This is a genomic window from Sphingomonas sp. NPDC092440, from assembly GCF_044754985.1.
GTDB lineage: Bacteria > Pseudomonadota > Alphaproteobacteria > Sphingomonadales > Sphingomonadaceae > Sphingomonas.
This window is the reverse complement of record NZ_JBIVQA010000012.1, coordinates 88,294-115,013: the sequence shown is the minus strand read 5'-3', so window position 1 is coordinate 115,013 and position 26,720 is coordinate 88,294. Positions and strand designations below refer to the sequence as shown.

Genomic DNA, 26,720 nt, shown 5'->3' with positions numbered 1-26,720 from the left:
GCGTCAGCCAGTATCATTCCCGCAGCAGGGAGAAGCCATCATGTTTGCCGCGTGTCTTGAATTGTCGCCCAAGCGTCTGCAGCTTTGCAGCCGCGAGAACGCCAATCGCGTCGCAGGTCGCCTATTCGACGAGCGGCCGGGTAGGCTGTCGATCGTCCGCACTGGCGATCCGCTGCAACCATTCCGGGTCTGCACGACGCCGGCGGCCGATGATCATGTCGAGGTGGAGATGACATTTTGATCCGGATCGCGGCGGCCATCATCCTCGCGGGCGGAGCCGCTCTCACATCGCCCTCATGGTCTCAGAGTTTCGACGCGAAGGCGCGGGCGCTCGATGGCGATACCGTGGCCGTCGATTTCCGGTTGCTTGGGGTCGACGCATTCGAGCGCGGGCAGCTCTGTCGGCGCGCCTCGGGATGTTGGCAGTGTGGGAAGGCCGCACAGGATTTCGCCGCGAACGCCCTGCGCTCCAAGGCCGCGACGATCCGGCTCGTGTCTTCGTCTTCTTATGGCCGCCCCGTTGCGGTCGTTACAGTCGACGGCGCGGATTTGGGAGAGCGTCTTATCCGCGCGGGTCTCGCGACCCCGCAGGCGAGTTATCTCAGAGACGATCCCGCTCGCCTGCGCGCATATAATGCGGCCTTCGCTTCGGCCAGGAGGCAAAGGGCAGGGGCCTTTGCCGGAGACTGGATCGAACCGTCGCGCTGGCGGCACGGGAACCGCCTGAGCTGCGAGCGCTGATGGTCAGGCCGACAAAGTCGGGTCGGCCCACCAAGATGGTCCCTGCTCGAAATTTCCGTCCATCCTGACCAACGGCCCATCGGGCGCGTCGGCCACATAGGGGTTCACGAGCGGCATCACCGTCTCCTTCAGGCGCTTCTGTTCGCCTGCGATGCGCCCGCGCCGCTCCAGCAGATCCTCCAGCCATTCAAGATCGTCGAGCATCGACACCACGCCGCGGCCGGCGAGGCAGAAATAGATGCAGCGCTGAAAATCGTCGGCACCATCATTGCCCAGGATCTCCGCCAGCTTCAGCTTGCCCGCCGAAACCCCTTCATGCACCCAGCTTACCGCCTCGCGCAGCTCCCGCACCGAATAGTAGGCGTCCTCGACATGCATGCCGATCGCCGCATTGGCGATCATCCGACGGGTCGGCCGGTTCTCCATATCCAGCGCCGCATCCCGCAGCGTTATGTCGAGATCGAACAGGTGTCGGATGCTGGGCGTCGTCATGGCAAATCTCCTACTCATTAGAACGTAACGTGAACATGCGCGACCGTCAATTGTCCGCGTGCTTCCGTTGCGAGCGGAGCGCGCATCATGCCCATCAACGTCATCGTCGGCCTTCCGCACCTGAACGATGGGCCGATCCTTCAGCGGGCACGCGCGCTTGGCCGGACCGCGCTCATCTCGGCGAACGCGCTTTCACGTTGGTCCGAAAAGCGCGGCTGGCGGGAATGGACCGGATGGCGCCTGGGGCAACTCCAGAATGCACGGGGTTTGTCCGGCCTCTGCCTGGACTCCGCAGGCTTCGTCGCGACTGCGCGCTATGGTGGCTTCCCGTGGTCCCTGTCGGACTATGTATCGCTCGCGGCGGCCTATCCATTCCAATGGTGGGCAAGTGCCGATTACTGCGTCGAGGCTGAGATCGCGCGAGATCGCGACGAAGTCTTCGACCGCCTGTCGCGCACCATCCGCGCCAATCGCGACTGCCGCATCCTGGGCGAGGATGCCGGAATAGCCGACAGACTGATGCCTGTGATCCAGGGCCGGCGACCATCCGACTATGAGCGCTGTGTCGATGCGCTCTGGGGTTCGCTCCGCCCCGGCGCATTGATCGGTGTCGGAAGCATGTGCCGGCGCGATATTCACGGACCGGAAGGCCTGATCGCGGTCATCGACCATCTCGATCAGATTCTTCCGGCCGGTGTTCTGCTCCACGCATTCGGCGTCAAGGGCACGGCACTGCCCTTCCTTCTGCCTTTCGCACACCGGGTCGCGTCGATCGACAGCCAGGCCTATGGCGTCGGTGCGCGTCGGGCAGCCCTGAAGGCGGGGATCTCCAAGACCGATCGCGTCGTGGCCGATTACATGGAGCAATGGCTCGCCGGTCAGTACCACCGACTAACCGAGCGGCCGCGCCGCCTTCCGCAGCAACGGCCTGCTGACGCAGATCCTCCGCCGATCGATCCCTGGGAGGCCGCAATCGCGCAGGCCCGTACCGAAATCCGCGATCTCATCGAGTCCGGCGATCTTGATCATGATGAGATGTTCGAGCCGTGGCTCGAGCAATGGGCGGCCGACATCTTCCATGACCAGACGGCGGAGCGGTGAAAGGGGAGGGGGAGTGGAAGGGTGAGCATCAGGCTCACCGAAAGGGTGCGCGTCGCGAGCAAGCGCGTGCACCGCCATTCTCACTAGGAGAACCGCCTTGACCGCATCGCACCCTGTCGGAACCGCCATGGTCCCGCTCGCCCGGATTGCCGTGGGCTATAATCCGCGCCGCTATTTCGACCGGAAGAAGCATGACGAACTCGTCGCCTCCCTGCGTTTGCGAGGCATGCTGCAGCCGATGCTGGTTCGGCCCGCTGCCGACCTGCCGGAGCATTTCACGATCGTCGCCGGTGGGCGCCGCTTCCGAGCCGCCATGGAAGCCTTCGGCGAAGACGGGGAGGTGCCGGTCCTGATCCGGGAGATGACGGATCAGGAGGCGCTCGATGCCGCTATTGCCGAAAACGACGATCGAGATGACCCCTCGGAGACTGAGCAGGCAGACGCGGCCGTTCGCTACCTCGCGGCGTGTCAAGGCGACCGCGCCGAGGCTGCCCGGCGGCTTGGCTGGTCTCGGGCGAAGCTCGATCGCCGCCTCGCGCTCGCCGACCTTTCCGACACCGTCAAAACCGCGCTCGACGAGCGCCGCATCAAGGTCGGACACGCCGAGCTGCTGGCCGCCGTTCCCGCCGACAAGCAGGACAAGGCGCTCGAGACGATCATCGCGGCTAGCCTTGATATCGCCAAGACCCGCGACCTCCTGATGCGTGTCACCCAGCGTCTGGCCGACGCCCTCTTCGACAAGACGGAATGCATGACTTGTCCGTTCAATTCGGGGACGCAGCGCGCCTTGTTCGACACCCATGTCGACGATGGTCACTGCACCAATGCCACCTGCTTCCAGCTCAAGACCGAAGTCGTCGAAGCCGCGCGCCGTGAAGCGGAGGCGGCCGCCGAGGCCGAGGATGCCGCCGCAGCAATCGGGTCCAATGATGGCGACGAGGCCGATCTTGCCGACGATGGCGACGAAATCGAGGATGGCGGAGAAACTGGCAGCCTGATCGATGACGCCGCGCCCGTGGCACCTCTGGCCGGCCGCGGGACCGTCGTGCGCAAGGTTTCCACCAGCACCGGGCCGAGCATCACCGCAAAGTCCATCGCGGGTCGCACCGCCGACCTGCGAGAGGCGACCTGGCGGACGGCACTCGCGCGCGGGCTGGCTGACGATCCATCGGCTGCGCAGGCGGCGATCCTCGTGGCGGCGCTGACCGGCACACTGTCGCACATCAAGGCAGGCACTTTGACCTCGCGCGCCGCGCTGCTGGTCGACGCCGCGTTCCCCGATCGCGGTTTCAAGGACAAGATCGCAGAGATCCGTGAGCTGTCGGAGGGACAAGCCACGACGGTGCTCGCCGCGATCGGGGCCGCCTATGCCCGGGACGTCCAGTCGTTTACGCATGTCGCCGATCTTGCCAGCGCCTTCGGCATCGACATTCGGACGGTCTGGCAGGTCGATCGCTCATTCCTCGAACGCTACACGAAGGACGAGCTCAAATTCATCGCCGGCGAATGCGGCCTGGTGGCGCATATGGGCGAGAAAGCCTTCGCCAAACTGCTTGGCGCCAAGAAGGCCGACCTCATCTCCGGCATGTTGAATGCGGTTGGCTTCGACTGGGCCGACCGGGTGCCGAGCGCGATGGCCCTCAATGGCCGCTATTCGCCGCCCCAGTTTCTTCCGCCCGCTGAGACCGAGGAGGTGGTCGCCGACCTGGCCGCCTGACCCCACCAGCCTTCCAATCAAGGAACCACCAACATGCTGATCTCAAGCCTATTGCCCTTGCTGGGCAGCTATTCGCTCGCCTTCGATCTCGTCGCCGGCGCTGACGATGTTGTCACCCTCATCATCATTCCCCGCATCGCCGAGGGGAAAACGCACAAGGCCGAGGCCGGCGAGCTGCGTCCGATCTCGATCACAGCGACGGCCGCTGAGATCGATGCCGAGCTCTCGAAGGGTGCCGACGGCGCCCTTGGCGGACTGATTGCCGCGCGCAAGACGCTCGCTGACCAGATCGCCACCCAGCGGGGCGCGGCCGAGGCCGCCCGCGCAGCGTCCGCCGAGGCGGCGAAGGCAAAGGCGGCATCGACGCCTCCCAAGTCGGCAGGCCCCACGACCATCGCGCCGGCTGCGCCAGCACCGGGCGCCCTTCCGGCCGATGCCAAATCGGAGGAACCCGCCAGTCTTTGGTGACGGGATGAACCGGCGCCCCTTTGCCATTCCAACGAGGACATTACGATGCAGATCGATCACCTTGCCCGGGTCTACCGCTATGACGGTATCGACCTCCCGCAGCCGCCGCACCTTGCCAACGACCCGCAAGGGCTGCGCGCCTATCACGCCACCCTCTACCCGGCGATCCTCAATGCCGACCTGGTGGATGCCGGGGTTACCGGCGGTGTCCATGTCACCGAATATCGCCGCGCGGTCGGCACGAAGGGCTGAGGTGGCACGCCCGCGAACAGCGGCCATCCCCGCAGCACCGCGCAACACGCTCCTCGAATGGATCGAGAACGACCATGGCGACACTTCCGGACTTTCCCGGCCAACCTGCAGCAAACAGGCCCAAGCCCTCCATGCGCAGATCGTCCTTTGCGCGGGCACGCAAGAGGACGGTCCCGCCGATCCCATCGCTCCACCCATCGGCCTGCCCCTCCCACCGCTCGGCTGACCTCGCCGGACGGTCCGTCCGCTTCTCGCCCGATATTCCCGTGATCTTCGATCGCTCGCTCGTAGCCCATCACAAGCTGGTGGGCAGCTGGGTGGTGTCGAAGGAGGGGGCGACAGCGCGTCTGACGCGCCCCGAGGCACGGCGGCGCATCGAGCAGGTCTTCACGGCGAAGGTCCTGGACATCCTGCGAAGCTGTACGATCGCGGACTTGCGCGTCGTCCTCCTCAACGGGGAATCCTGCGGCGCGCCGGCGATCGCCATCGTCTGCGATAGCGTCGGACAGTTGGATCTTGGATGGATCGAGGACAGCAATCGGCCGATCCCGTGGCGCGCGGCGGCCTACCGGGCGCTCGAGCGCACGCTCGGAAGCGCTCTCCCGGTGTTCTGCTATGACGATCTCTTCGACAATATCTCGATGTACTATTGGGATGGCGAGACCGAAGATGGGGCCGCCCGCGAAGCCCTGATCGCCTACCACGGGGCTGATCCCAGCGAAATCGACGCCCAAATCATGCCGTCCGCCATGAATGCCAAGCGGCCGGAATGGATGTTCGCAGCAAAGGCGGCGCCTCAGTCGAAGCTACCGATTGTCCTTCGCCGGGCCTTGCGCGAATTACGCGATGCTCACGCGGCACTCACCGATCTGCCCGACGAGCATCATGCCTGGCGCGTAGAGATGGACGTTCTCTACGAATATGTCCCCGGCATCGAGGAATGCTCGCCACTGCCGCCGCTGACCCTCGTTCCCGTCGAGCAGTTCGCGGTCGAGGTCGACGATGTCGGGCGCCACGGCATGGAGTATGGCTTCATGGACGTGACGGGTCTCTGCCCGATGACACAAATCGCAGCAATCGATGCATGGCTTGCCTCGCTCGCGGTTGGCGCCCGGCTTCTGCGCGCTGCCAGACACCTAATCGAACTCTATCCCCCCGAATAGCGAGGCCGACATGACCGACCATTGCGTGCAGTTCGAGCGAACTGCCGGCGGATTGGTGCTGACCAACGCCATCCTGCTTTACAGAAGCAACGGGGCCCGCGGCCTCGGTTCCCATCTTACCCCCGACGAGGATGCCGACGCTTTCGCCAGCATCCACCAGATCGACCATGACGCCGCCGGCGCACCGACTATCGCCGCCGGGACGCCTTTGACACGAGCACATTTGCGGCATTGGTCGCAGGCGCTCGGCCGCGTCGCCGCGCCCCAAATTCTCCCCGAGACGGTGCTCGTTGCGCATCCCGATCTGCTCGTCTGGTGGGTGCCCGCGCAGGTGCGGCCAGCATATTTCAACCTGTCGACCCCGCCGGCGGGCCTTCGTGCGCTTGCTGGCCGTACCGTTGTCCCGGTCGCATATCCCGCGCACGTCCTTGTCGCCACTCGGCGTAGGCTTGGTGTCTATGCCCTTGGCCGCAGCGAGCGGCCCACGGCCGAGACCATCCTGCTTCATTCGCCCATCCTCAACGTCTTCCTCAATGGCTCGCTGTGTTGGGGCAACATTCCGAGGCCGACATCGCTGGAGGTGGCGGCCATTCCCGAATTCGAACGTGCGCTTTTTGACTCCTGGTCGACGCACCCCAATCCGGGCCAGGAGCTGACCGTCACGGGAAAGGGCGGTCTCGTGCGGCTCTGGGACAATCTCGCGGCGACCCGCGCGACACGCTTCCCGGTCAAACGCCTGAAGGCGTTCGTTGGCGATCGTCGTCAAGCCGTCCCACGAGGGGGCACCAAGGCCGAGCCGATGACGCTTGGTGACTTGATCTACGGAAAGTCCCGCCGATGATAGCCCTTGCCGAAGACCCGACCTCCGCTGCCGTCCTGGCGGCCGCGCCATGTTATCCGGTGCCGCCCAGTGGGCAATCCCCTGCCATCGACGCGGTTCGCGAAGCCCGTGTCGGTCAATGCCTCGTCGTCGGCCGCGACGGTGTCTGCTTGATCCTGCGCCGGGCCTGGCTCGCTCTGGACCTGCCCGTCACACCGCCTATTCCAGCTTATCTCCCGTATGGAAGCATTGGCGCCGGGCGCGCGGATCTGCGCTGCGGACTGATACCGGCAGAGCTGTTGGCACAAGTCCTCAAGCACTTTCGGGCCGCTCTGCCGAACGAGGCCGCGGCGTTCATCGTCTGGGATGAGAACGATCGGCAATTCACGCTCGATCTCCCCCAGATCGACCACGCGACGCCGTCGCACCTCACCTACCGTCCACCCGTGCAGCCGCCGCACCGGCATATCGTCTGTGACATCCACAGCCATGGCCATGCTCCCGCCTTCTTCAGCGCAACCGACGACGCCGACGACGCACACGCGACCAAGATTTCCATGGTGGTCGGACGTCTCGGTCACGCGGATGGCCCGACAATCGCCTCCCGGCTGTGCGCCGGCGGGATGTTCCTGCCGCTTCCGCGCAGCCCATTTTCTGGAGACTATCATGAGCTCTGATCCGCCTGCCCGCCACTATCTGCCCGCGGCCCTTGGCAGCGGGGCGATCAAGGTCGTGCTCGTGGGTTGCGGCGGCAACGGAGCGCAGATGCTGATGGGCCTCGCCTCGCTGGACACCGCACTGCGCGCCATTTCCTCTCGCTCGCTCGACGTGACCGTCGTCGACGATGACATCGTCAGCGAAGCCAATCTCGGCCGACAGCCCTTCTATCGATGCGACATCGGCAACTCCAAGGCCCGGACCCTGACCGAGCGGGTCAATCTCGCTCACGGCCTTGCCTGGACGGCGGTACACGGACGGGCGCCCGAGGCCGCCAAGCTCGACGGCGCTGATATTCTCATCACCTGCGTCGATACCGCCTCCGCGCGCCGGGCCATAGGAGCAGCACTGGTGGCCGGGCGGAGCCCGCCGACCTACTGGATGGACCTCGGCAATCGCGCGGGCGATGGACAATTCATTCTCGGCTGCCCGAACCACGAGGCCGAGGCCGACCATCAACTACCTCCCACGGTCCTCGAATATTTTCCGGAGATCGCGGACGAGACCCTACCGGATGACGATGCGCCGTCATGCTCGATGGCCGAGGCCCTGGAGCGTCAATCGCTCTTCGTGAACAGAGTCGTGGCGAGCCATGCCCTGGCGCTGCTCTTTGACCTCATTGGTCGAGGATCGATCGGGCATGCGGGGGCCTTCATCAACATTGCCACGGGGCAGAGCGTTCCCATTCCGCTGCCGATCGCCGCCTGAGAGTCAGCGCTCCCCGAGGCCGCCCACGGGAGAAAGGGGAGGGGGAGAGGGCCGTTTGAGCGGATTTTCGCTCAAGACCGGAGGGCCTCCCCATGACTTACGACGTCGCCATGCGCCATCAGCAAGCGCTCGATCCCAGCTCGCTGATCACGGTCTTCACCACCCTCCACGCCATCGGCGCCGCAATCAAGGATTGCCGCAACGCCGGCAAGGATGCGGAAACCGATCCTGCCGTGATCCTGCTCGTCCGCCATCTGAGCGCAGTGTGCGAGGATCGGCCGTCCAGCCTGGAGCTTCGGCGCACCTGCATGGACCAGATTGCCGAAATCCGCCGCACCCCGGTGCTGCGAAATCTGGCCTATCGCGGCGTCAGCTATGACGAGGCCGCCAAGCGGCTCTTCCATTCCGAGGGCCGCTCCGCGATGCGGCGCCTGGCCGACGCCCTCGGCCTCTGCGACGGGACCTACGACATTCGCTCCAACAAGGGCGGCCCCGCGGTCTCCGGCGAAATCACGCTCCATGGCGAGGAGGCGTGGGTGCAGCTCTCGCTCGGCTGTTCGGGCCCGGGCCGGGAAGTCCTCTATCGCCGCGTTCGCGGCCGTGACGACCACTGCGGCGATCGCAATCACTGGGCATCGGTCAACGACCTCATGGCGCCCGACCGTTTCGCCGCCCGCCTGCAGCGCGACCTGCGCCTGCCCCCGCCGGTCGCACAGCCCATGCGCCTCTTTGCCTGATGTCGACGGAGGCCGAGCACATGACACGTGCCGAGAATATCCCGCCCTTCGATCCCTGCTCGGCCGCCACCTGGCTTGCCCGAGGCCGCGCACCGGATCAAGCCGAGGCGATTGCGAAAGCCTGGCGCGACTATCCCGACCTGCCGCCAACATCGACGGCGGCAGACCGCATGGCGCGTACCCGCGAACGTGTCGTCGCGATGAAGCCGGTCAACGACGCCATCGCCGCAGCTGCCGAGGCCGAGCGCCAGGCACGCAATTTCAGCTTCACCGAGGACCGAGCCGCCTCGGTACGCGGCGACGAGCGCGATGCGGCGATCCTGCGCGGCAGAGAGCGCTACGGCTATGACTGGAATCAGGCGATCCGCTATGCCGATGGCTGGTATGCGGCCCACGTTGGTTGGAATCACCGTCCACCGTCCAAAACCGCAGAACGCTCGGCCTATGATCGCGGGTTTGCCGATGGTGGCGGTGACGTCGATGATCTCTTCGATACGGCCCGCCGCGCCAATCTTGCCGCGGCAAGAACAGGCGCGCCGTCGCGACCGTTCGTCGCGGCACGATGTCTGCCCTCGGATTGGTTGAAGCCGAGCGATCGACCACGGCCGACACCGTGGCCACGGCGGGTCATCATCCTCGGTGATCACCCAGCAGCCGCACTCGGCCGCGGCGACATCTTCGAGCGCTTTCAGGAGACGGGCGGTCGCTGCGGCGGTCGCGCCATCGTCCTCACGGCCGCCAGGGGCTTCGCTTCGTCAGCGTCGGCATTGTCTGAGGCCGAGGAATTGACGGCGGCTCGCGCCGATGAACTCATTGCCAGTCCCGAGCAGGGAGACCGCCTTCGCGCCCTCCTGGCGGACAGCGATGTTGAGGACATTCTTGTCGCATTGCATGGCGACTATTTGCGGGTTCTCGACGCCCATTCGGCAGCCCTGCCGACCTGTCGAAATCGTGAGCGCACGCGCAACACGCCGCCGCAGGTCAAAGCGCACCTGAAGCTCTGGATGGACCGAGGCCGCGAGGCCGGAAGCAATGTCGGCGCCGGCCACATCCGTTGGTCCAAGGCGACCAAAGGCCTCACCGCCAAGCTGGGCGAGCTGACGGCCCGCTATCAGGGGCCCGGCCCCGACAGGGGGCATATGGTTTCGATCGAGCAGGGCGGTGCGCCCGCGTATGGCTTCATCGATCCTGACGGCGAACTCCTCGATCCCACGGTTGTCGTCGGTAGCAAGGCCCGGCTGCGCGAGGAGATGGCACGGGCGCTTCGCCTGTTCGGCGGGGCGACGAGATTCGGCGCTCGCTAATCCCTGGGGTGAAATACCCGCAGCCAGCGCTGGCGCGGACGCCGTTGCTCTGTGGACCGCGATCTCACGGTCATCGATCCCGCCGCCTAGGCCTTCGAGGTCATCGAACACCCGCACCGCAGCCCATCGCAGGAGACCACCATGTCCCGCACCGATGGACGCGCCTATGCGCGTCACCTGATCGACGCGGCCCAACATTTCCTGCAGTCAGCAGTTGCCGACTATGCGCCCATGACCACCGAGCACCGCTACTACTGGACCGCCATCTCGATCGAACTGGCGCTCAAAGCGTGGCTTAGCCTTGTCGGCTTCACCGACGACCAAATGCGCCGCACCGTTGGGCATGACCTCGCTATCGCGCGTAGCCTGGCGGAAATCGAGGGGCTTTCGTTCCCCGACGCCGCCGAACCGGTGCTGACGCTGGTCCATCCCTTCTACATGCAAGGCGGTTTTCGGCGACCTAACGATGTTGAATGGCCTGCGGCGCTTCTTGCCCAGACCCTGCCGTTCCTCACGGCCTTCTACGCCGCGATCTCCGATACGATCGCCGCGGTGCCACCCGAATCCGTTTCAGCGCCCGCCACGCCAACCTGACGGCGGCCGTCGCCGAAATCCTCGCTTCGCGCATCGCCGTACCATCGCGGTGACCTTACATGCCACTCGGCGGCGTGTCCGGTGCAGGGGAAGGCTTCGCAGGCCCGACTGTGTCACCCTCGATGCCGGGATCGAGATCTGTTGGGCGTATTTCGCAACTCCCGATCAGGAGCCCCCGTCATGTTGAACCAGTTCCAACGCGCCTGCGCGGATGTCTATGGCGGGAGCGACTTCGCCCATGTCGAAAGCCTGAGCGACGCCCGTGAGGCCGGAGACACGCTCTTCACCTTCCTGATGATCGAGCTCTCCTCGAGCGAGGGCTGCGACGGTCGCGATGAAGCGGTGCGAAGGCTCGATATGGCAGTCGCCGAAATCCAGGGTGTCGCCGAGGCCGTCCAGCGCGGCGGGCCCGCGCGCTGACGGAGCAGGGGGGCTGGCGGGGTGGTGATCTGAGACCATTCACGCTCGACGCCTCCCGATGTCATCCCGCCAAGCATCGGCCTTGGGCGGCACCGCAGCAGCTCTTTGGTCTACCCGCTGTCGACCTCTTGTTGGCAGGCGCTCTCCTTGATCGAGCAGGCCTGGTGACACGCCAATCCTAATAGCTTGTGCCCCGGCCTGCTCGATCATTTCCTCGCCGTTCGGTAGTGGTCAGCTAGCAGCAGACGGGGCGATAGCTTGCCCCGCCTGCCTTCGCCGCGAGCGACGACCCACAAACACGGTGATTGCCGGTAACACCAGCAGCGTCAACGCGGTCGAAGTGATCAGCCCGCCAATGACGACGGTCGCCAGTGGCCGCTGGACCTCGGCGCCAGTACCGGTCGCGAGCGCCATCGGCACGAACCCGAGGCTGGCCACCAGCGCGGTCATCAGTACGGGACGTACACGCTCCATCGCTCCGCCGATGATCGCCTCGTCCTCGGTCACACCATCCTCACGGCGCTTGCGTATCGCGCTCATCATCACGAGGCCGTTGAGCACCGCCACGCCGGATAAGGCGATGAACCCGACCGCGGCCGTGATCGAGAACGGGATACCGCGCAGCAGTAGCGCGAACACGCCGCCCGCCAGCGCCATGGGCACCGCGCTGAACACGATCGCTGCCGGCACCAGGCCCCCGAGCGCCATGTAGAGCAGCGCGTAGATCGCCAAGAAGCAGATCGGCACGACGATCAGCAGTCGTAGCCGCGCCGATTGCAGGCTCTCGAATGTGCCGCCCCACGCCGTGTACATTCCGGCCGGGAGTTGGAGTTGGCCGATCTTCGCCTGCGCCTCCTCAACGAATCCGCCGAGGTCGCGCCCGCGCACATTGACCTGAACGACCACCATGCGCTTGCCGTTCTCGCGGCTTATCTGGTTCAGCCCCTGGGTGTAGCTGAACCGGGCCACCTCCCGGAGCGGGATCGACCGCGCGACCTGTCCCTCGGCCGCCGGCAGCATGACCGGGATAGCGCCGAGCGTTTCCAGATCGTCGCGCTGGGCGTCGGGCAGCCGAACGACTACGGCGAAACGCCGGTCGCCCTCGAACAGGAGCCCGGCTTCCCGTCCGCCAAGTGCTGCGGCGACGGTGTTCGCCACCTCTTCGACCGACAGGCCGTAGCGTCCCGCTGCCTGGCGATCGATCTTTACGTCGAAAGTTGGGGCGCCGTCCGTCTGCTCGACGCTGACATCGCCTGCGCCGGGAATCGCGCGGAGGATGCCGGCAATGCGCTGGGCTTGCTGGCTCATCTGATCCAGATCGTCGCCGTAGAGCTTGACTGCAACGTCGGCGCGGACGCCCGCGATCAGCTCGTTGAAGCGCATCTGGATCGGCTGCTGGATCTCGGTCCGGTTGCCGATCAGCGGCTTCATCTTCTCCTCGATGCGGCGCAGGATATCCTCCTTGGACTTCACCTCTGCCGGCCATTCCTTCTCCGGCTTGGGGATGAAATAGGTGTCCGAGGCGTTGGGCGGCATCGGGTCAGTACCGAGATCGGCATTGCCGTTCTTCGAGAAGACCAGCGCCGCTTCTGGCAGCGACTTCAGCGCATTTTCGATCTGGAGCTGCATCTGCGTCGATTGGTCGATCGAGGCCGAGGGCACGCGGAAGTTCGTAACGGTGATGTCCTTCTCGTCGAGCTGCGGCATGAATTCCTCGCCGAGCAGGCCGAAGCAGAGGATCGCCGCCGCAAAGATGCCGACGCCGCCTGCAATGAACGGCAGCGGTCGGGCGACTGCTTGTCGCAGCATGGGTGCATATTTCTCCTTGAACCAGCGGATTGCTTTCACTTCGGTCTCGCTGACCTTTCCCTTGATAAGGATTGCGAGCATCGCCGGCACGAAAGTCAGCGACAGCACGAAAGCGCTGGCGAGCGCCACCATCAGCGTGATCGCCATCGGCGAGAAGGTCTTGCCCTCGACGCCCTGGAAGGTGAGCAAGGGCACGAACACGAGGAAGATGATGAGCTGGCCATAGACGGTCGGCCGCACCATCTCCTGCGATGCCTCGATCGTTTCGCCCAGGCGTTCGCGCAGGGTCAGCAGCCTCCCCTCATGCTCCTGGCGTTGGGCGAGGCGCCGCAGCGCATTCTCGACGATGATGACCGCGCCATCGACAATGAGACCGAAATCGAGCGCGCCCAGGCTCATCAGATTGCCCGAGACGCCGAGCCCATTCATGCCCGCTGCCGTCATCAGCATGGTGATCGGGATCACCGCGGCGGTGATGAGCGCCGCGCGAATATTGCCGAGTAGCAGGAACAAGACGACGATGACGAGCAGCGCGCCTTCGACCAGATTCTTCTCGACCGTCGCGATGGTCGCATTGACCAGCTTGGAGCGGTTATAGACCGGCTCGGCGAACACGTCGGGCGGCAGCGCCTTGTTGACCTGGTCGAGTTTCTCGGCCGCACTGTTTGCGACAATGCGGCTGTTTTGGCCAACCAGCATCAGCACGGTCGAGATCACCGCCTCCGAGCCCATACGGCTGCCCGATCCGGTACGGACTGCACCGCCGATCACGACCTGGCCGACATCCTTCACCCGCACGGGCACGCCGGCGCGGGTGGCGACCACAGCTTCCTGAATGTCTTCGATCGACTTGAGCCGTGCATCGGCACGGACAAGGAAGCTTTCCCCTGCACGCCGGACATAGTTGGAGCCCGCCGACAGGTTTGCGCGCTCCAGCGCGTCTGCAAGCTCGGTGATCGACAGACCATAGCTGGCAAGCGCGTTCAGATTGGGCTCGATCAGATATTGCTTCACATAGCCGCCGTTGGAATCGACCCCGGCGACACCCTGCACGTTGCGCATTTGCGGCCGGATGATCCAGTCCTGCACGGTGCGCAGGTAGGCGGCCTTGGCCAATTCGGTCGTCAGCCGCTCGCCTTCGGGGGTGAGATAGCTGCCGTCGGACTGCCAGCCCGGCTTGCCGTCCACGACCTTGACGCCCTTGCCGTCGGGATGCCGGAACGCGACAGAATAGAAGAAAATCTCGCCGAGGCCGGTGCTGAGCGGCGCGAGGTTGGGTTGGATGCCGGCGGGCAAGCTGTCCTTGGCCTGAGTGAGCCGCTCCGTGACCTGCTGGCGCGCGAAATAGATATTAGTGTCGTCGGTGAAAACCGCCGTCACCTGGCTGAACCCGTTGCGCGAGAAGGAGCGCGTCATCTCCAGGCCGGGAATACCTGCGAGTGCCGTCTCCACCGGGAAGGTGACTTGCTTCTCGATGTCGACCGGACCCAACGTCGGGGCAAAGGTGCTGATCTGCACCTGGCGGTTGGTGACGTCCGGCACCGCGTCGATCGGCAGTTTGGTGATCTGCCAGGCACCGAAGCCGACTACGATGAGCGTCAGGAACGCGACGAGCCATCGCATCCTGACGGAGAGCGCGAGGATACCGGCGATCATTCCTCACCTCCTTCATTCTTCTCGATCTCAGCCTTCAGGAGAAAGGCATTGGAGGTCGCGATCGGGATACCGGCGACGAGGCCGGAGATGATCGCGACCAGCCCGCCGGAGCGGCTCCCGACCTGCACGTTCGTGGCCTTGAAGCCGGTCGCGGTGCGAACGAAGACGACGGTGCGGTCGCCGAGTGTCTGCACGGCATCTTGCGGTACACTCACGCCGCCCTTGGCCGCGCCTCCGCTTGCGAAGATACGCGCCTGGACGAGCTGGCCAGGGACAAGCGTGCTGCCGCCCGAACTCGGCACGATGATGACGGTCGCGGCGCGCGTCGTCGGATCGACCACGCCGGTCTCGGAGCGGACCTGCCCCTCGATCCTGCGCCCGTCAGTGGTGGTCAATTCTACGTGATCGCCGGCCCGCACGCGGGGCGCATCGGCCGGCGGCAGACTTGCCGCGATTTGCAGGCGTGTCGGATCGGCGACGCGGAACAGCTCCGTCTCGGCCGACACGAAGGTGCCGAGGGTTCCGGTTGCCGAGGTGATGCGCCCGGTGATCGGGCTGACCACCGCCACCGAGCGGCCATCAGACGCCACCCGTGCAGCACCGGCGGCGGCGGCGGCGCGACGGGCATCGGCCTGCGCCACGGCAAGATTAGCCTGCGCGGTCTCATAGTCGGCGCGCGGGCTCACGCCTTGATCGAGCAGCGATTTCTCACGGGCAAGCTGTCGCTCTGCGAGCGTGACGCGCGCGGCCGCGGCGCCGCGGTCGGCGGCGATTGCCGAGGCGTCGCGACTTTCGAGCAAAGCGATCGTTTCTCCGGCACGCACCGGATCGCCGATCCGCTTGAAGATGCGCGTGACCGTCCCCGCCGCGCGCGCCGTCAGCACCGCTTCGGCGTCGGGCGTCGAATCAACGGTGGCGCTTGCGCTGATCGCCGCATCCAGTCCGCCTGCGGCGGCCGGCGCAATGCCGATCTTCGAGATGCGGATGCCTTCGGCGGTGATGACGACACTATCCTTCGGTGTGTCGGCCTTGGCGGAAGCGGCCTCGGGAGCGGGCAGAACGGGTTGGGTTAGGCGAGCGATGCCGAATCCGATTCCGGCTGCAATGGCAAGCGCAATAGCGGCTCCGGCATAGAGCCGGTTCTTCTCGGAGGTCATTGGATCGGGTCTCCGGTGATGGTGCGGCCCTGAAGGCGGGCCAGGATGGCGTAAGTGGTGAAACGGCCGGCCTGGGCGTCGAGCACGACGCCTCGGGCCAGCCCAAGGTTGCGGCGCGCGGTCAGCAGTTCGATCAGCGGCGCCTTGCCGCCTTCGTAGGCGATGCGGGCAAGGCGATAGCCTTCCTGCGCGGTCGCGAGCGACGCTTGCGCGGCTCTAACACGCGCTTCGGATGCCTCTGCCTGCGCGATGGCGCCACGAAGCTCTGCTTCCGCTTCGGTCCGGGCGACTTCTGCGCGTGCCTCGGCGCCGGCTACTTCGGCGCGCGCAGCGGCGATATTCCCCCGGTTGCTGTCGAACAGCGGCAGCGGCACCGAGACGCCGACGACAAGCGCGTTCGCCCCCTCGCGTTCGAGCCGCCGGACGCCGAGCGAGCCGGTGACGTCGGGTATCGCACGCTTGCGCTCATAAGCGAGCCGCTGGTTTGCCGCCTCCCGTTCGGCGAGGGCGGTTCGATAGATCGTCGAACGGCCCGGATCGACAGGACCGACCGCCGGAGACGTATCGAAAAGCGCCAGCACGGACCCGGAAACGCCGGTATAGGGCTGCGCAACGCCAGAGAGCGCTGACAGGCGGGCAAGGGCTCCAGTGTAGTTGGCCCTCGCGAGGTCCAGATCGGCCCGCAACGCCTGCAAAACGGTTTCCGCCTGAAGGCTGCGCAGCCGTGCTTCCTTGCCAGCGCCGACCTGGGCATTGGCGACTCTCAGGTCGGCCTCGGCGTTCCCAACTTCATCCTGGGCAAGCTCGATCCGGCGCTGCGCGATCTCCGCGGCGGCATAGCCGGTCGCAAGATCATAGGCATAGGCGACCCGCGCATTGAGCCCACGCGCCTTTGCCGCACCCACACCTGCCTCACCAGCAGCGATGCGGGCAAAACGTTTGCCACCCAGCTCGAAAGGCTGGTTGATCTGAAGCGTCGTCTCCGCCGCGTCGAATCTGCTATAAGGTGCACTGCCGGCAATGTTTTCGGCCTGCACGCTCACGCTCGGATTGGGCCTTGCGCGCGCTTGTTCGGCGAGTCCCTCCGCCTGCGCGACATCGGCGGCGATAGCGGCTGCACGAGGTGCCCCTTCGCTTTGCTTGAGCAATGTGGGGAACGGCGGCGCCTCCTGGGCATAGGCCGTCCTTCCCAAGGCCGCGCCCCATAGCACGACCGTCATGCCGACCATCGCGCAACGCGCCAGCCGGCGTTTTACGCCATTCATGATTATTCCCTTCGAGCTGACTGGTTCCCGCTGCGACGATGCCGCGTCGGACCGTCAGTCCCGTGGGGGGCGCAGGATCGATATCGGCGGGAGAGAATCGACCGCGGCTGGCCCCGCCATCGTCCACACGACCGCGAGAGCGGGCGCGGTTGCGATGACTGCCGGCTCGGCCGGAATGGCGAGCCCTTGCAGGACGACATGCGCTGCGAGGTGCAGCGGATCGCTTGGCTGCGGCAGGTCGCCGGGATGATGATCGCTAAGCTCGATCACATGCTCGGCACTCGCGATGTCATGAACGTGGGGTTTCGAATCGTGCCAGCTCGCAATGCCGACCATCCCCACCAGGGCGAGCAGCATCAGGAGCAACGCCAAAGGGCGGCCCCGAACAAGCTTGGTGCGGAAAGGTGTCGCGATCACCGCTCTTTGGTAACGCGAGAGTAATCGCCCTGGCAATGCGCGAGTGTTGCTCATGTCGTCGGCCAACGCGGGTGGAGGTCATCGATCACGAAGGCGTGCTTGGCATCGCCGTCGGCGTGAGCGTCACGCTGATGGGGATGATCGGCCGGAAGATCATCGTGACGGTGCGACACCGAGTCCGGGTCGTTCGCCGGCCACAGCAGCAGCGCCGCGACCGCACCAACCGCCGCCAGCGCGGCCATACCGCCGAATGCGGCGGTCATGCTCACCCGCGCGCCAAGCTGGCCGACCAGCGGATAGGCGATCAGCCAGCAGACATGGCTGAGTGCGAACTGCGCCGCGAACAATGCAGGCCGGTCTTCCGAACTGGCTGAACGCCGCAGCAGCCGGCCGCCCGGCGTGACGCTCATCGAATAAGCGACGCCGAGTAGTAGCCAGCCACCGAGCAGAATGTGCCAATAAGCCTGCCCCGGCGGAATCATGGCGCTGATCGCAGTCAACGCGGCCAAGCCGAGGACCAGCAAGAACGAGGCGCCGATCATGATCGCGCGGTCGGCGACGCGATCGAGGATGCGGGGCAGCGCGAAAGCGGCGCACATCGAGCCGCCGCCAAAGGCGGCCAGGGTCAGCGCCACGTCCCGCTGGCCGAGCCCGAGCCCGCGCACGATCACGACGGTATTGACGATCACCATCGCGCTCGCCGCCGCCGCGGCCAGCGTCACGGCGAGCAGGCCGCGCATCCGCGGCGTCTTGAGGTAGATGCGAATGCCGCGCGTCGTCTTGTCGTAGATGCCCATCCTGCGGGTCGCTGCGGCCACCGTTTTAGCCAGGCCCGAGGTCACGACCAGCGCGGCCGAAGCGACAAAGCCGATCGCGGTGCCCGAGAACAGCCAGTGGAAGTTGATGACCGTCAGCAGTGCGGCCGCGAGCATCGGGCTGGTCAGACTCTCCATGTCATAGGCGAGCCGGGACAGCGACAGCGCGCGGGTATAATCGGCTTCCTCCGGCAGAACGTCGGGAATGGTCGCCTGAAAGGTCGGGGTAAACCCCGCCGAGGCCGATTGCAGCACGAAGATCAGCATATAGACCTGCCAGACCTCGGTGACGAACGGCAAGCAGATGGCGACGGCGGCGCGGACCAGGTCGAGCGAGACGAGCAGCGCCTTGCGCGGCACCCGGTCGGCGAAGGCGCCCGCCATCGGCGCAACGCCGATATAAGCGATCATCTTGATCGCCAGCGCCGTTCCCAGCACCGCGCCCGCATCGCCGCCGGCAATGTCATAGGCGAGCAGTCCAAGCGCGACCGTCGCCAGGCCCGTCCCGACGAGCGCGATCATCTGCGCCAGAAACAGGTGGCGATAGGTGCGGTTGGCGAGCACATGAAGCATGGTCTCTCCCTATCCCCCTGGGGGGATGTGTGCAACATCCCCTTGGGGGGGATGTATGAATTCCTCGACAAGCGTTTTGGGTGGTGAAAGATAGACCGATGAGCAACCACAAGCACGCCAGCCACCCGGCGATCATCAAGCGGCTCAATCGCGCCACGGGGCATCTCCGCAGCATCGTCACCATGATCGAGGAGGGGCGGACCTGCGTCGACGTCGCGCAGCAGCTCGATGCGGTCGAGAAGGCCGTGGCGAGCGCGAAGCGCGCCCTCATCAACGATCATATCGACCATTGCCTAAGCCATGCCGCGGACGAAGGCGGCGCGGCCAGGGCGATTGAGGATTTCAAGGCGATCTCGCGCTACCTGTAACTCTCTGTCTCGGTACTGGCTCAAAGGTGAAGGCCGCGCTGCAGGAGGCCCTCTCCAAGCAATAGGCGCCGCCGCCCAGGCCGCATGAGCGGATCATCCGCGTAATGACCATCGTGCTTCCGTCCGATTGCGGATCGGACGATGCCTGCTCCGATTCCAGCAGAGAGGGGAGGGGGGCCGGGCGGGGCGGCAATTTTGCCGCCCTCAAGGACTCGAAGCCCCATGCTTCCACATCCAACTGTCGAGTCCGCTGGGGCTCGCGCGCCGGTCGACTACATCCTTGTTGCCGCGCCCCCGCCGGTCGTTCTTGCTTATGGGATCGGCGTCGATTCAACCGCTCTCCTCGTCGAACTCGAATCGCGCGGCGAGCCGCCCGACCTGGTCCTGACGGCCGATCCCGGTGCCGAAAAGCCGGAAACCTACGAGTATCAGAGAGTGATCTCGCTCTGGATGGCGGCGCGCGGCATTCCCTACGAGGTGGTCCGCTATGTGCCCACGCGTTTCAAGCATTGGCCGCCTTACTATTCGATCCTCGCCAATGTCCTCACGAACGCGACACTGCCGAGCATCAGCCTTGGACGGCACAGCTGCAGCTTAGGTCTACCCATTGAAACTGTCTCCTTTGCGCGCGATGAGGGACGGGCCGACTGCCGCGCTAACCCAAAGAGCTGGCGGTGGTCGGCCCGTCCCTCGCGTCGCGCAGCGACGCTTAAGCGTCGCATGAGGCGCCGCACAAAAATGCCGCGCTTGTTATTCAAGCCATTCGTTTCCGAATCGATTTCTCTAGCGGAACGATGGCCGCCTCTGTAGAAGGTCGGAGAACAAAAGGGGGCCTTATGGCGCGGCGCGTTTTCTTCAGTTTTCACTTCGCGAACGATTTTTGGCGTACTCAGCAGGTGCGTAACATCGGAGCCCTCGAAGGGCAGACTCTTTGCACTGCGAATGCTTGGGAGGAGGTCAAGCGGAAGGGCAAAGCCTCCATCGAAAAATGGATCGATGACAACATGTACGGCAAGAGTTGCGTGGTGGTGCTCGTCGGTTCGGAAACAGCGAACCGGCCATGGGTGATCCGCGAGATCGTCAAAGGTTGGGACGCAGGCAAAGGCGTGGTGGGTATCCGGATAAACAAACTTCTTGGTCACGATGGGAACTCGTGCGTGGCAGGCAGCAATCCATTTGATGAAATAGGCTACGCCAATACAGGGAAGAAGCTTTCGTCCATAGTGAAGCTCGTCTCTCCTTCCGGAGCAGATAGCAAAGCCGCCTATGACTCGATTAAGAATGGGATCGAGACTTGGATTGAAGAGGCCATTGCGATCCGAGCAAATAACTGAAGTGCAGAGAATCGGAGATTTTGCGCGGAATTAAGAGCGGGCGGCAAGAATGATAGAATATATTACCAAATCCGAGCTTCGTAATTTCGCTGGCAAATTGAACATCAACGAGCAGGTAAACCTCAGGAAATCTGCTTCTTCTCGGGCGCTGTCGGGTGCTACATTTCTTTCGCACTCAAGCAAGGACGATGATCTCGTCGTTGGCGCCATTCGTGTATTAGAAGGGCACGGCGCCAAGGTTTATGTCGATGAAATCGACCCGGAAATGCCCCCATACACGACGGAGGAAACGGCAGGGCTGTTAAAGAGCCGTATTCGTCAGACCAAGCGCTTTGTCCTTCTTGCAAGCAAGAACAGCAAGGACAGTCGTTGGGTGCCCTGGGAGTTGGGCGTCGCGGATGGGTATAAAGGGTTGACGAAGATCGCGCTGTTCCCGGCATCCGACAGCGCGCATGAGCAGGCATGGGCGTCGTGGGAGTATCTGGGATTATACCGCCGCATCGTCTGGGGGGATCTACAGGGTCATCAAAAGCGCGTCTGGATGGTCCTCGACGAGAAAAGGAACACAGCTACCGAGCTTAGCGAGTGGCTGGCTGGTGAATAACGAGTTCCCGTCCCGTTTAAGCAGTGGCAGGGGGTTGCCAAAATCGCTTCTCAACGACATCCGGTTGGAGAGTTGGACTTTCGAAGCGCTCCTCTCGGACGGAAACGTCAAGGTGGCGGTGAAATAACGCAACATAGTCCCGGTCTTCCGCTAGGTCGGGCGATAGAGATTCAACCTGCGCCCCAACTTCAAGCGTCGCGCCGCCCGTGGAGACTACTGGAATCACTGCAGCGTCCGGTTGCAGGCGTCGAAACATTTCATATTCCTGTACAATCCCGCCCATACCCCCAATGAAAACTGCCGCTTTGAACTTGTGTTCGGAAAACATACGCTCGCGCATGGCCAGCAAGCTCTTCTCCCGATCCTTCTCAATCTCGTCCGTATAAACCACGTTGTTGAACCGCTCATTATCCTCGGGATACTCGTCCTTGAAATGGCGAGACTGGTAGAGCCGGACCCAGTGTCCGTAATTTATTCCTATGTCTTGCGAGACCACCCAGATCATTGGTGTTATTGCGGGTTGACCACCCCAAACAAGCAGCCTGCGTCCTAGCGTGACGTGCACCAAAGCGGAGACTGCGGCTGTAATCGCGACACTGTCAGCGGTCGCCGCATATTGTGGGCCTCGCTTCGGATCCGGCACGCCTGCCGAAAGAAAAATGGCCTCAGTCATGGTCAGTTCTCCCATGCCGCAAGAGCCCATCCGGCTTCGGAAACTTTAATCGTGCGGACCGCGCGAATATGCTCCCCAAGCCATCGGAGATGAGCATTCCATGCATCACGGATGCCGATATGATCGTAGACCAGTACCGGTATCTCCTGCTGTTCCGCTCGTCGCGCCTTATCGGCCACATCGTTCAAAATTTCAGCCGTGGGGATTCCGACGATCGGATATGCCCAGATCTTTTCGCCGTCCAGCAACCGCACGGCGACGGCCCGATGTGCGCCGACGCCTTCCACTGACGCACCAATTTTCTCGACGTCAGCGCGGAGTTTGCCGGTAATCGACATATATCGAGATGCGATGCTCCGGCTTCGTAGCCGCTCGACCTCCAGGACGATTGTATCCGCCGTTTTGGCTACTATTGGGCCATCTGGCCCCTCGAGTTCCTCTGGATCAAGATATATAGTCTCTGCAAGATCGGTCAGCTTGTTTGGCGTATGCTCAGGCCAAATTACACGAAGGACCTGGATCTCTTTCGCGCGCGCCCTTCCTATTTCCTGTCGAGTCCAGCGGCTATCGAAATAGGTAGGCGTGTCGAGCATAACCATAACATCAGAATCGACGAGCCTATGCCAAAGCACATCTTGGAACGGATCGCCGGGCCTAATGTCGTGCGTGTCCAAGAATACGTCGAATCCGCGGGACGCAAGGAGATCGTGAAGTTGCAACGCTGCTGCTCGGGATTCCACGCGCCGATAGCTCACAAAAACCCGTCGCTGTCGACGAAGTAAGCCCACGCATTCCAGCATTGCTGACGCGAGTTCAGTCATATTTGGATCGTCAGCGCGCCGCGTTAGCCCATTGATGGGCTGGAGAAGCGGGGGGATGTGAGCATTGAAGTCTGCGCCAGCGGCAATCGTTGGAATGATGGGCGCACTGGCCCGGATCAGGTCTTGGGCCGCTTCGAGATCTTGCTGGGCATTTCCTCCAAAATACGCACACGCGAATGCTGCTGGCTTGTGCCGCTCACCCAGCGTTGCCGCATTATGCACAACTACATCGTCCCCCAACGTCAATCCGAAGTCGGAAACGATATCCGTGAGCGTCGCTGTCAGTGTTGCACGCTCCTCTGGCGTTGCCGCACCAAGTATGGCCAGTTCATAGATACTCATTGGTGTCAGCGACCGGCCGCTTTTGCCGCAGTTTCGATCCAAGCCGGCATGTTGGCATAGCCGTTATCCCGGACCCAATCATATGTCCCGTATAGGTTCGACAGCGGAATATCTCGGCCATTCTGCTTTATTGTAAAATAACTGAGAGGGTTGGTCCCCTGTCGATCAGTTCCAAGTTGCGGATCTTTTACGCTATGGATGTCGATGGCCAATAGGCCTTTCCCAAGCTCGTAACTTCTCTTGATCTCGTGCCGGACCCATTCGCGATCATACGTCTCTGCGCCGAACAGCACCACAGTCACGGACGTGCCTTTGAGCTGCTCTTCGATCCATTTTTCTATGCCGCCCGCGCGTCTTTTTGCCTCTTCGAACTCTGCCTTGTCATAGAAAGGCTGCGCTTCGCCACCTGGACGAACCACCCAGGAATTGCGGACTTGCACGACCCGTCGAACGTCACGGTCATAGTGAAAGCTAAAGAATACCCGACGCGCCACCGCTTCCCCCCTCGATCATCGTCCACTCATATCAAGGCGGACGCCAGGTGTCAGCAGGCGCGGTGAGTGCTTGGGGTAGGCTGGTCGAAGCGACACCCTTCGGCATGGCGAGGAAAGCGCCCATTCCATCGAAATGCGTCGGCCAAATCGAGCATGTTGCGCTACTTTCGAAATCGCACCTGTGCGGGCGAGGGAGATGGCCCGTGGTATCAGTGATTCGGGCTGCCTCTGGCGTGCCCAATGTCCCCGCTGGCTTCCCGATTCTGTTCGACGCCGACATGGCGATCATCGAGCCGGCCTTCGTCTGGCTCATGGAGCATGCAGAGCTAAGCGGCCGTGCCCACGCCTCCGAAACCGTGCGGACCTACGGCGAGCATCTCCACGACTGGTTCGACTCGCTCGAACAATCGGGGATCGAATGGCGCGAAGCCGACGAACGCGTCATCGCCGCCTATCGCAACCGGATGCTGGAGAATCCCAGCACGCATACCGGGCGGCCCTATGCCCGGACCACGATCAATGCGCGTGTCTCGACCGTCTGCCGCTTCTATGGCTGGGCGCTCGATAAGGGGCTGATCGACCACTGCCCGTTCCGGTTGACCGAGAAGATGACGCTGATGCTCGACGGCGCCTATCGCCCAGGCTTGCAGCGGCGCCAGGTCAATGAGCTGATCGTCTCACGCCCGGAAAAACTGCCGCGACCGCTGCGTGCCGACGAACTGGCACGGCTGTTCGCGCATCTGAGGCCTACCGCCCGACTTGCCGCGCAATGGGCGCTTGGGGCGGGTCTGCGTCGCAAGGAGCTTTGCGCGCTCGCCCTCGACCAGATCCCGGATAGCTGGCCACTCTACCTCGACAGCGATCCACTTGTCGGCGTGCCGCTCCATATCACCAAGGGCGACCGGCCAAGGACGGTCTATCCGCCGCTTCGGCTGCTTGATCATACACACTGGTATGCGGGCGAGGATCGCGCCCGGATCGTCCGCGGTATCCGCCGTTCCGACCGGGGCTATCGCGCGCCGCCTAATCTCCTGCTGAACGAGCATGGCCGCGCCATGACGCGAAAACTCCTGACGGCGCAGCTCGCGGAAGCGTTCGCGGCCGCGGGACTTCAGGGCACGCTGCACTGGCTGCGGCACACCTTCGCGATGGCGATGCTGGCCCGCCTTCAGATCCAGGCCCGCACCAATCCCGATCTCAACCCGCTCAAGGTCGTGCAGGTGCTGCTCGGCCATGCTTCGATCACAACCACCGCGATTTATCTGCGCTGCGTCGAGCTGCACGAGCGCGACCTGAGCGAAAGCCTCGCCTATCTTTATGGCGAGCTGATCCCCGCCGATGGCTAGGGGCCGCCTCGATCGCACGCTGAGACTCGATCCGGCACCGGCGAACCATCCGGCGGAGGTCGTCGAGATCCAGTTCCGCGACGAATGGGGCAAGATCGTCCAACGCTTCGACCCGGCGCTGTTCGGGTTGCCGGACGATATCAGCGCCGCCATCGCCCGGGCTTTCCGCGATCATGATATGGCATCCAGCGTCGCGACCCGCACCGCGCGCTGGTTCGCGATGCGCGTGTTCGGTAGGTTCCTGCGCGAAGACGCGCGTGTCAGGCGCGCGGCAGACCTCGACACGGCAACGATCCGCCGGTTCATCACCTGGCTGGCGATGCCCACTGACGGGCGCAGGCGTGGCGTCCGCTCACAATCCGGTCAGTTCGGTATGATCCGGCCCGTCCTCAAGCGCGCGATCGCGGACAATCCAGGCTTGTTCGCACCGGGCTTCGCCGTTCCCAACAATCCGATCCCGCTCGCCGGCGTCCAGCGGTTACCGCAAGACCGGCTGACACCAGCCGCAATGCGCGCCCTGCTGGCAGTCTGCTATGCCGAGATCGACACGGCATGGGCCAAGTTCCAGCACGGGCAAACCATCGTCAATCTTCCGAACGTGCCGCTCCATAGTGGGCGGACCGCCGAACGGGATCGCTGGATCTGGAAGCTCCATCGCCGCGGCCACGGCATCATGCCGATCGACCGAGGCTTGGACCTTAACAAGCCCGATCGGCAGAGGATCGCCGAGGTAGGCGGGTTCCGCGAGCTCGAGGGTTATCTCCACCTCACGACCGACACGCTGGTTGCGTTCTATATCGTGCTGCTGATCCAGACGGCGGCCAACGCCGGTCCGCTGCGCCAGATCAAGCGGGACTGCCTCGTGCCGCATCCGCTCGAGCGGCATCGCGTCATGGTCGAGTGGGTGAAACCTCGTGCCGGCGGCAAGGTGAAGCGCATGCAACGGCGCTCGTTCGACAATCGCCGACCCTATGCGGCGCCGCGCCTGATCGAAAAGCTCCTTGCGATGACGGCGCCCCTATTACCGCATGTGGAGCCGTCCAAACGCGACCGGCTGTTCCTCCACCGCTTCCTCATGACGACAGGACGCCTCGAGCGCGAGCATCACGCCGGTCATATCGTGCAGGCCACGTTGCGATCGGCAATGTTGCGCTTCTACGAACGGCATAATGGCGCGATCGCCTCCTGGAACGATGCGCATCCGGGCAAGTCCCGTTCCTTGCTTCCCGACTTCTCGCCCAAGCTGTTCCGCAGCAGCATGGCAAGCGCCCACTACACAGCGTCGCAGGGCGATATCATGGCGGCCAAGGCGGTCCTCAATCATGCGAATGTCGCCACCACCGACATCTATGTCGATGGCGAGGCCGTCCGCCGCCTCGAACGCGATACGATCGCTCGGCTCCAGTCGCTGATGATCACATGGGTCACCGGCGAGACGCCCGCCCATGACTCGCAACATCAAGGGCCGGATACCAGCGCGCGGGTGACGGCGCTGTTCGGCCACGACTGCCTTCGACCGGTCGACGGCGGGCAGGCACAGCCTGGCCGCGTGTGCCCGAAACTGGGAGGCTGCCTTGCCTGTCCAGGCCTAATCGTCCCGATCGACCCGGGTCATCTGGCGCGCATTGTCCAGGCCACCATGCATCTTGAAGCGGCGCGGGAACGCATCGACCCGATCCGGTTCAGCCTCTTCTATGCCCCCAGCCTTCGGGCGCTGACACAAGACCTGCTGCCGGCGTTCCCGCCCGAAATGATGCCGGACGCGGAACGGCACATACCCGCCTTGCCGCCGCTGCCGGACCTGGAATAGCC

28 protein-coding genes and 1 pseudogene are annotated in these 26,720 nt (G+C 64.1%); 20 read left to right on the top strand and 9 right to left on the bottom strand.

Features of this window, described 5'->3' with window-relative positions; all coding sequences use genetic code 11:
- The first annotated feature begins 40 nt into the window (after positions 1-40).
- Positions 41-241, top strand: a complete 201-nt coding sequence (locus ACIQCS_RS18795) for a hypothetical protein (RefSeq protein ID WP_030090560.1) — start codon at positions 41-43, stop codon at positions 239-241.
- Positions 241-741 carry a thermonuclease family protein gene (locus tag ACIQCS_RS18790; RefSeq protein WP_369805560.1) on the top strand — a complete coding sequence of 167 codons (501 nt, stop codon included), beginning with the start codon at positions 241-243 and terminating at the stop codon, positions 739-741. Before ACIQCS_RS18795 ends, ACIQCS_RS18790 begins: the two co-directional genes overlap by 1 nt.
- Positions 742-744: 3 nt before the next feature.
- Here ACIQCS_RS18790 and ACIQCS_RS18785 read toward each other — a convergent pair whose 3' ends face one another.
- On the bottom strand, positions 745-1,233 hold the full coding sequence (locus ACIQCS_RS18785; protein WP_070936340.1) for a hypothetical protein: 489 nt from the start codon (positions 1,231-1,233) through the stop codon (positions 745-747).
- 87 nt (positions 1,234-1,320) lie between these two features.
- On the opposite strand from ACIQCS_RS18785, the gene ACIQCS_RS18780 reads away from it, so the two are divergent.
- The 12 genes from ACIQCS_RS18780 (at position 1,321) to ACIQCS_RS18725 (ending at position 11,234) form a co-directional block, all read left to right on the top strand.
- Positions 1,321-2,334, top strand: coding sequence for a hypothetical protein (locus ACIQCS_RS18780; RefSeq protein ID WP_062787883.1), 1,014 nt, complete (start codon positions 1,321-1,323; stop codon positions 2,332-2,334).
- A 97-nt stretch (positions 2,335-2,431) separates the two neighbouring features.
- Complete coding sequence (locus ACIQCS_RS18775; RefSeq protein WP_376765092.1) at positions 2,432-4,051, top strand: PRTRC system ParB family protein; 1,620 nt, start codon at positions 2,432-2,434, stop codon at positions 4,049-4,051.
- A gap of 33 nt (positions 4,052-4,084) precedes the next feature.
- Entirely contained in the window at positions 4,085-4,519 is a 435-nt protein-coding gene (locus ACIQCS_RS18770) for a PRTRC system protein E (protein ID WP_070936336.1), read from the top strand.
- A gap of 45 nt (positions 4,520-4,564) precedes the next feature.
- A complete protein-coding gene (locus ACIQCS_RS18765) occupies positions 4,565-4,771 on the top strand; it encodes a PRTRC system protein C (RefSeq protein WP_030090566.1) in 207 nt (68 codons plus the stop codon).
- Between the two features lie 266 nt (positions 4,772-5,037).
- Positions 5,038-5,934 (top strand): hypothetical protein, encoded by an 897-nt coding sequence (locus ACIQCS_RS18760; RefSeq protein WP_237241404.1) that lies wholly within the window; start codon positions 5,038-5,040, stop codon positions 5,932-5,934.
- Positions 5,935-5,944: 10 nt separating this feature from the next.
- On the top strand, positions 5,945-6,775 hold the full coding sequence (locus ACIQCS_RS18755; protein ID WP_070936332.1) for a PRTRC system protein B: 831 nt from the start codon (positions 5,945-5,947) through the stop codon (positions 6,773-6,775).
- Positions 6,772-7,431: a PRTRC system protein A gene (locus ACIQCS_RS18750; protein WP_070936330.1), complete on the top strand. Its 660-nt coding sequence runs from the start codon at positions 6,772-6,774 to the stop codon at positions 7,429-7,431. The genes ACIQCS_RS18755 and ACIQCS_RS18750 overlap by 4 nt, the downstream gene beginning before the upstream one ends.
- Complete coding sequence (locus ACIQCS_RS18745; RefSeq protein ID WP_070936328.1) at positions 7,421-8,179, top strand: PRTRC system ThiF family protein; 759 nt, start codon at positions 7,421-7,423, stop codon at positions 8,177-8,179. Before ACIQCS_RS18750 ends, ACIQCS_RS18745 begins: the two co-directional genes overlap by 11 nt.
- Before the next feature lie 92 nt (positions 8,180-8,271).
- Complete coding sequence (locus ACIQCS_RS18740) at positions 8,272-8,916, top strand: hypothetical protein (RefSeq protein ID WP_070936326.1); 645 nt, start codon at positions 8,272-8,274, stop codon at positions 8,914-8,916.
- A 20-nt stretch (positions 8,917-8,936) separates the two neighbouring features.
- Positions 8,937-10,220: a hypothetical protein gene (locus ACIQCS_RS18735; RefSeq protein ID WP_280280053.1), complete on the top strand. Its 1,284-nt coding sequence runs from the start codon at positions 8,937-8,939 to the stop codon at positions 10,218-10,220.
- Between the two features lie 141 nt (positions 10,221-10,361).
- Positions 10,362-10,814, top strand: a complete 453-nt coding sequence (locus ACIQCS_RS18730) for a hypothetical protein (RefSeq protein WP_070936322.1) — start codon at positions 10,362-10,364, stop codon at positions 10,812-10,814.
- 180 nt (positions 10,815-10,994) lie between these two features.
- Positions 10,995-11,234 carry a hypothetical protein gene (locus tag ACIQCS_RS18725; protein ID WP_070936319.1) on the top strand — a complete coding sequence of 80 codons (240 nt, stop codon included), beginning with the start codon at positions 10,995-10,997 and terminating at the stop codon, positions 11,232-11,234.
- A gap of 231 nt (positions 11,235-11,465) precedes the next feature.
- On the opposite strand, the gene ACIQCS_RS18720 is transcribed toward ACIQCS_RS18725, so the two are convergent.
- The 5 genes from ACIQCS_RS18720 to ACIQCS_RS18700 form a co-directional block, all read right to left on the bottom strand.
- Positions 11,466-14,699 (bottom strand): efflux RND transporter permease subunit, encoded by a 3,234-nt coding sequence (locus ACIQCS_RS18720; RefSeq protein WP_070936317.1) that lies wholly within the window; start codon positions 14,697-14,699, stop codon positions 11,466-11,468.
- Complete coding sequence (locus ACIQCS_RS18715) at positions 14,696-15,856, bottom strand: efflux RND transporter periplasmic adaptor subunit (RefSeq protein WP_070936315.1); 1,161 nt, start codon at positions 15,854-15,856, stop codon at positions 14,696-14,698. Before ACIQCS_RS18715 ends, ACIQCS_RS18720 begins: the two co-directional genes overlap by 4 nt.
- Positions 15,853-17,121, bottom strand: coding sequence for a TolC family protein (locus tag ACIQCS_RS18710; RefSeq protein WP_070936313.1), 1,269 nt, complete (start codon positions 17,119-17,121; stop codon positions 15,853-15,855). Before ACIQCS_RS18710 ends, ACIQCS_RS18715 begins: the two co-directional genes overlap by 4 nt.
- Positions 17,122-17,175: 54 nt before the next feature.
- A complete protein-coding gene (locus ACIQCS_RS18705) occupies positions 17,176-17,478 on the bottom strand; it encodes a hypothetical protein (RefSeq protein WP_137864399.1) in 303 nt (100 codons plus the stop codon).
- A gap of 110 nt (positions 17,479-17,588) precedes the next feature.
- Positions 17,589-18,926, bottom strand: coding sequence for an MFS transporter (locus tag ACIQCS_RS18700; protein WP_070936309.1), 1,338 nt, complete (start codon positions 18,924-18,926; stop codon positions 17,589-17,591).
- 98 nt (positions 18,927-19,024) lie between these two features.
- On the opposite strand from ACIQCS_RS18700, the gene ACIQCS_RS18695 reads away from it, so the two are divergent.
- The 4 genes and pseudogenes from ACIQCS_RS18695 (at position 19,025) to ACIQCS_RS18680 (ending at position 21,232) form a co-directional block, all read left to right on the top strand.
- Positions 19,025-19,294, top strand: a complete 270-nt coding sequence (locus ACIQCS_RS18695; RefSeq protein ID WP_070936307.1) for a metal-sensing transcriptional repressor — start codon at positions 19,025-19,027, stop codon at positions 19,292-19,294.
- A gap of 222 nt (positions 19,295-19,516) precedes the next feature.
- Positions 19,517-19,891: pseudogene (locus tag ACIQCS_RS18690) on the top strand (hypothetical protein); the annotation flags it as partial.
- A 239-nt stretch (positions 19,892-20,130) separates the two neighbouring features.
- Complete coding sequence (locus ACIQCS_RS18685; RefSeq protein WP_048939410.1) at positions 20,131-20,628, top strand: TIR domain-containing protein; 498 nt, start codon at positions 20,131-20,133, stop codon at positions 20,626-20,628.
- 49 nt (positions 20,629-20,677) lie between these two features.
- Positions 20,678-21,232, top strand: a complete 555-nt coding sequence (locus ACIQCS_RS18680; protein WP_048939385.1) for a toll/interleukin-1 receptor domain-containing protein — start codon at positions 20,678-20,680, stop codon at positions 21,230-21,232.
- Between the two features lie 16 nt (positions 21,233-21,248).
- Here ACIQCS_RS18680 and ACIQCS_RS18675 read toward each other — a convergent pair whose 3' ends face one another.
- The 3 genes from ACIQCS_RS18675 to ACIQCS_RS18665 are packed head-to-tail and all read right to left on the bottom strand — an operon-like array spanning position 21,249 to position 23,562.
- On the bottom strand, positions 21,249-21,905 hold the full coding sequence (locus tag ACIQCS_RS18675; RefSeq protein WP_048939386.1) for a hypothetical protein: 657 nt from the start codon (positions 21,903-21,905) through the stop codon (positions 21,249-21,251).
- A 2-nt stretch (positions 21,906-21,907) separates the two neighbouring features.
- Positions 21,908-23,068 carry a toll/interleukin-1 receptor domain-containing protein gene (locus tag ACIQCS_RS18670; RefSeq protein ID WP_048939387.1) on the bottom strand — a complete coding sequence of 387 codons (1,161 nt, stop codon included), beginning with the start codon at positions 23,066-23,068 and terminating at the stop codon, positions 21,908-21,910.
- A gap of 5 nt (positions 23,069-23,073) precedes the next feature.
- On the bottom strand, positions 23,074-23,562 hold the full coding sequence (locus ACIQCS_RS18665; protein ID WP_020819452.1) for a TIR domain-containing protein: 489 nt from the start codon (positions 23,560-23,562) through the stop codon (positions 23,074-23,076).
- 203 nt (positions 23,563-23,765) lie between these two features.
- Here ACIQCS_RS18665 and ACIQCS_RS18660 point away from each other — a divergent pair, with 203 nt between their 5' ends.
- Together ACIQCS_RS18660 and ACIQCS_RS18655 are read left to right on the top strand one after the other, a co-directional pair.
- Complete coding sequence (locus tag ACIQCS_RS18660; protein ID WP_048939388.1) at positions 23,766-24,908, top strand: tyrosine-type recombinase/integrase; 1,143 nt, start codon at positions 23,766-23,768, stop codon at positions 24,906-24,908.
- Positions 24,901-26,718: a site-specific integrase gene (locus ACIQCS_RS18655; RefSeq protein WP_048939389.1), complete on the top strand. Its 1,818-nt coding sequence runs from the start codon at positions 24,901-24,903 to the stop codon at positions 26,716-26,718. The genes ACIQCS_RS18660 and ACIQCS_RS18655 overlap by 8 nt, the downstream gene beginning before the upstream one ends.
- Positions 26,719-26,720 lie beyond the last annotated feature (2 nt).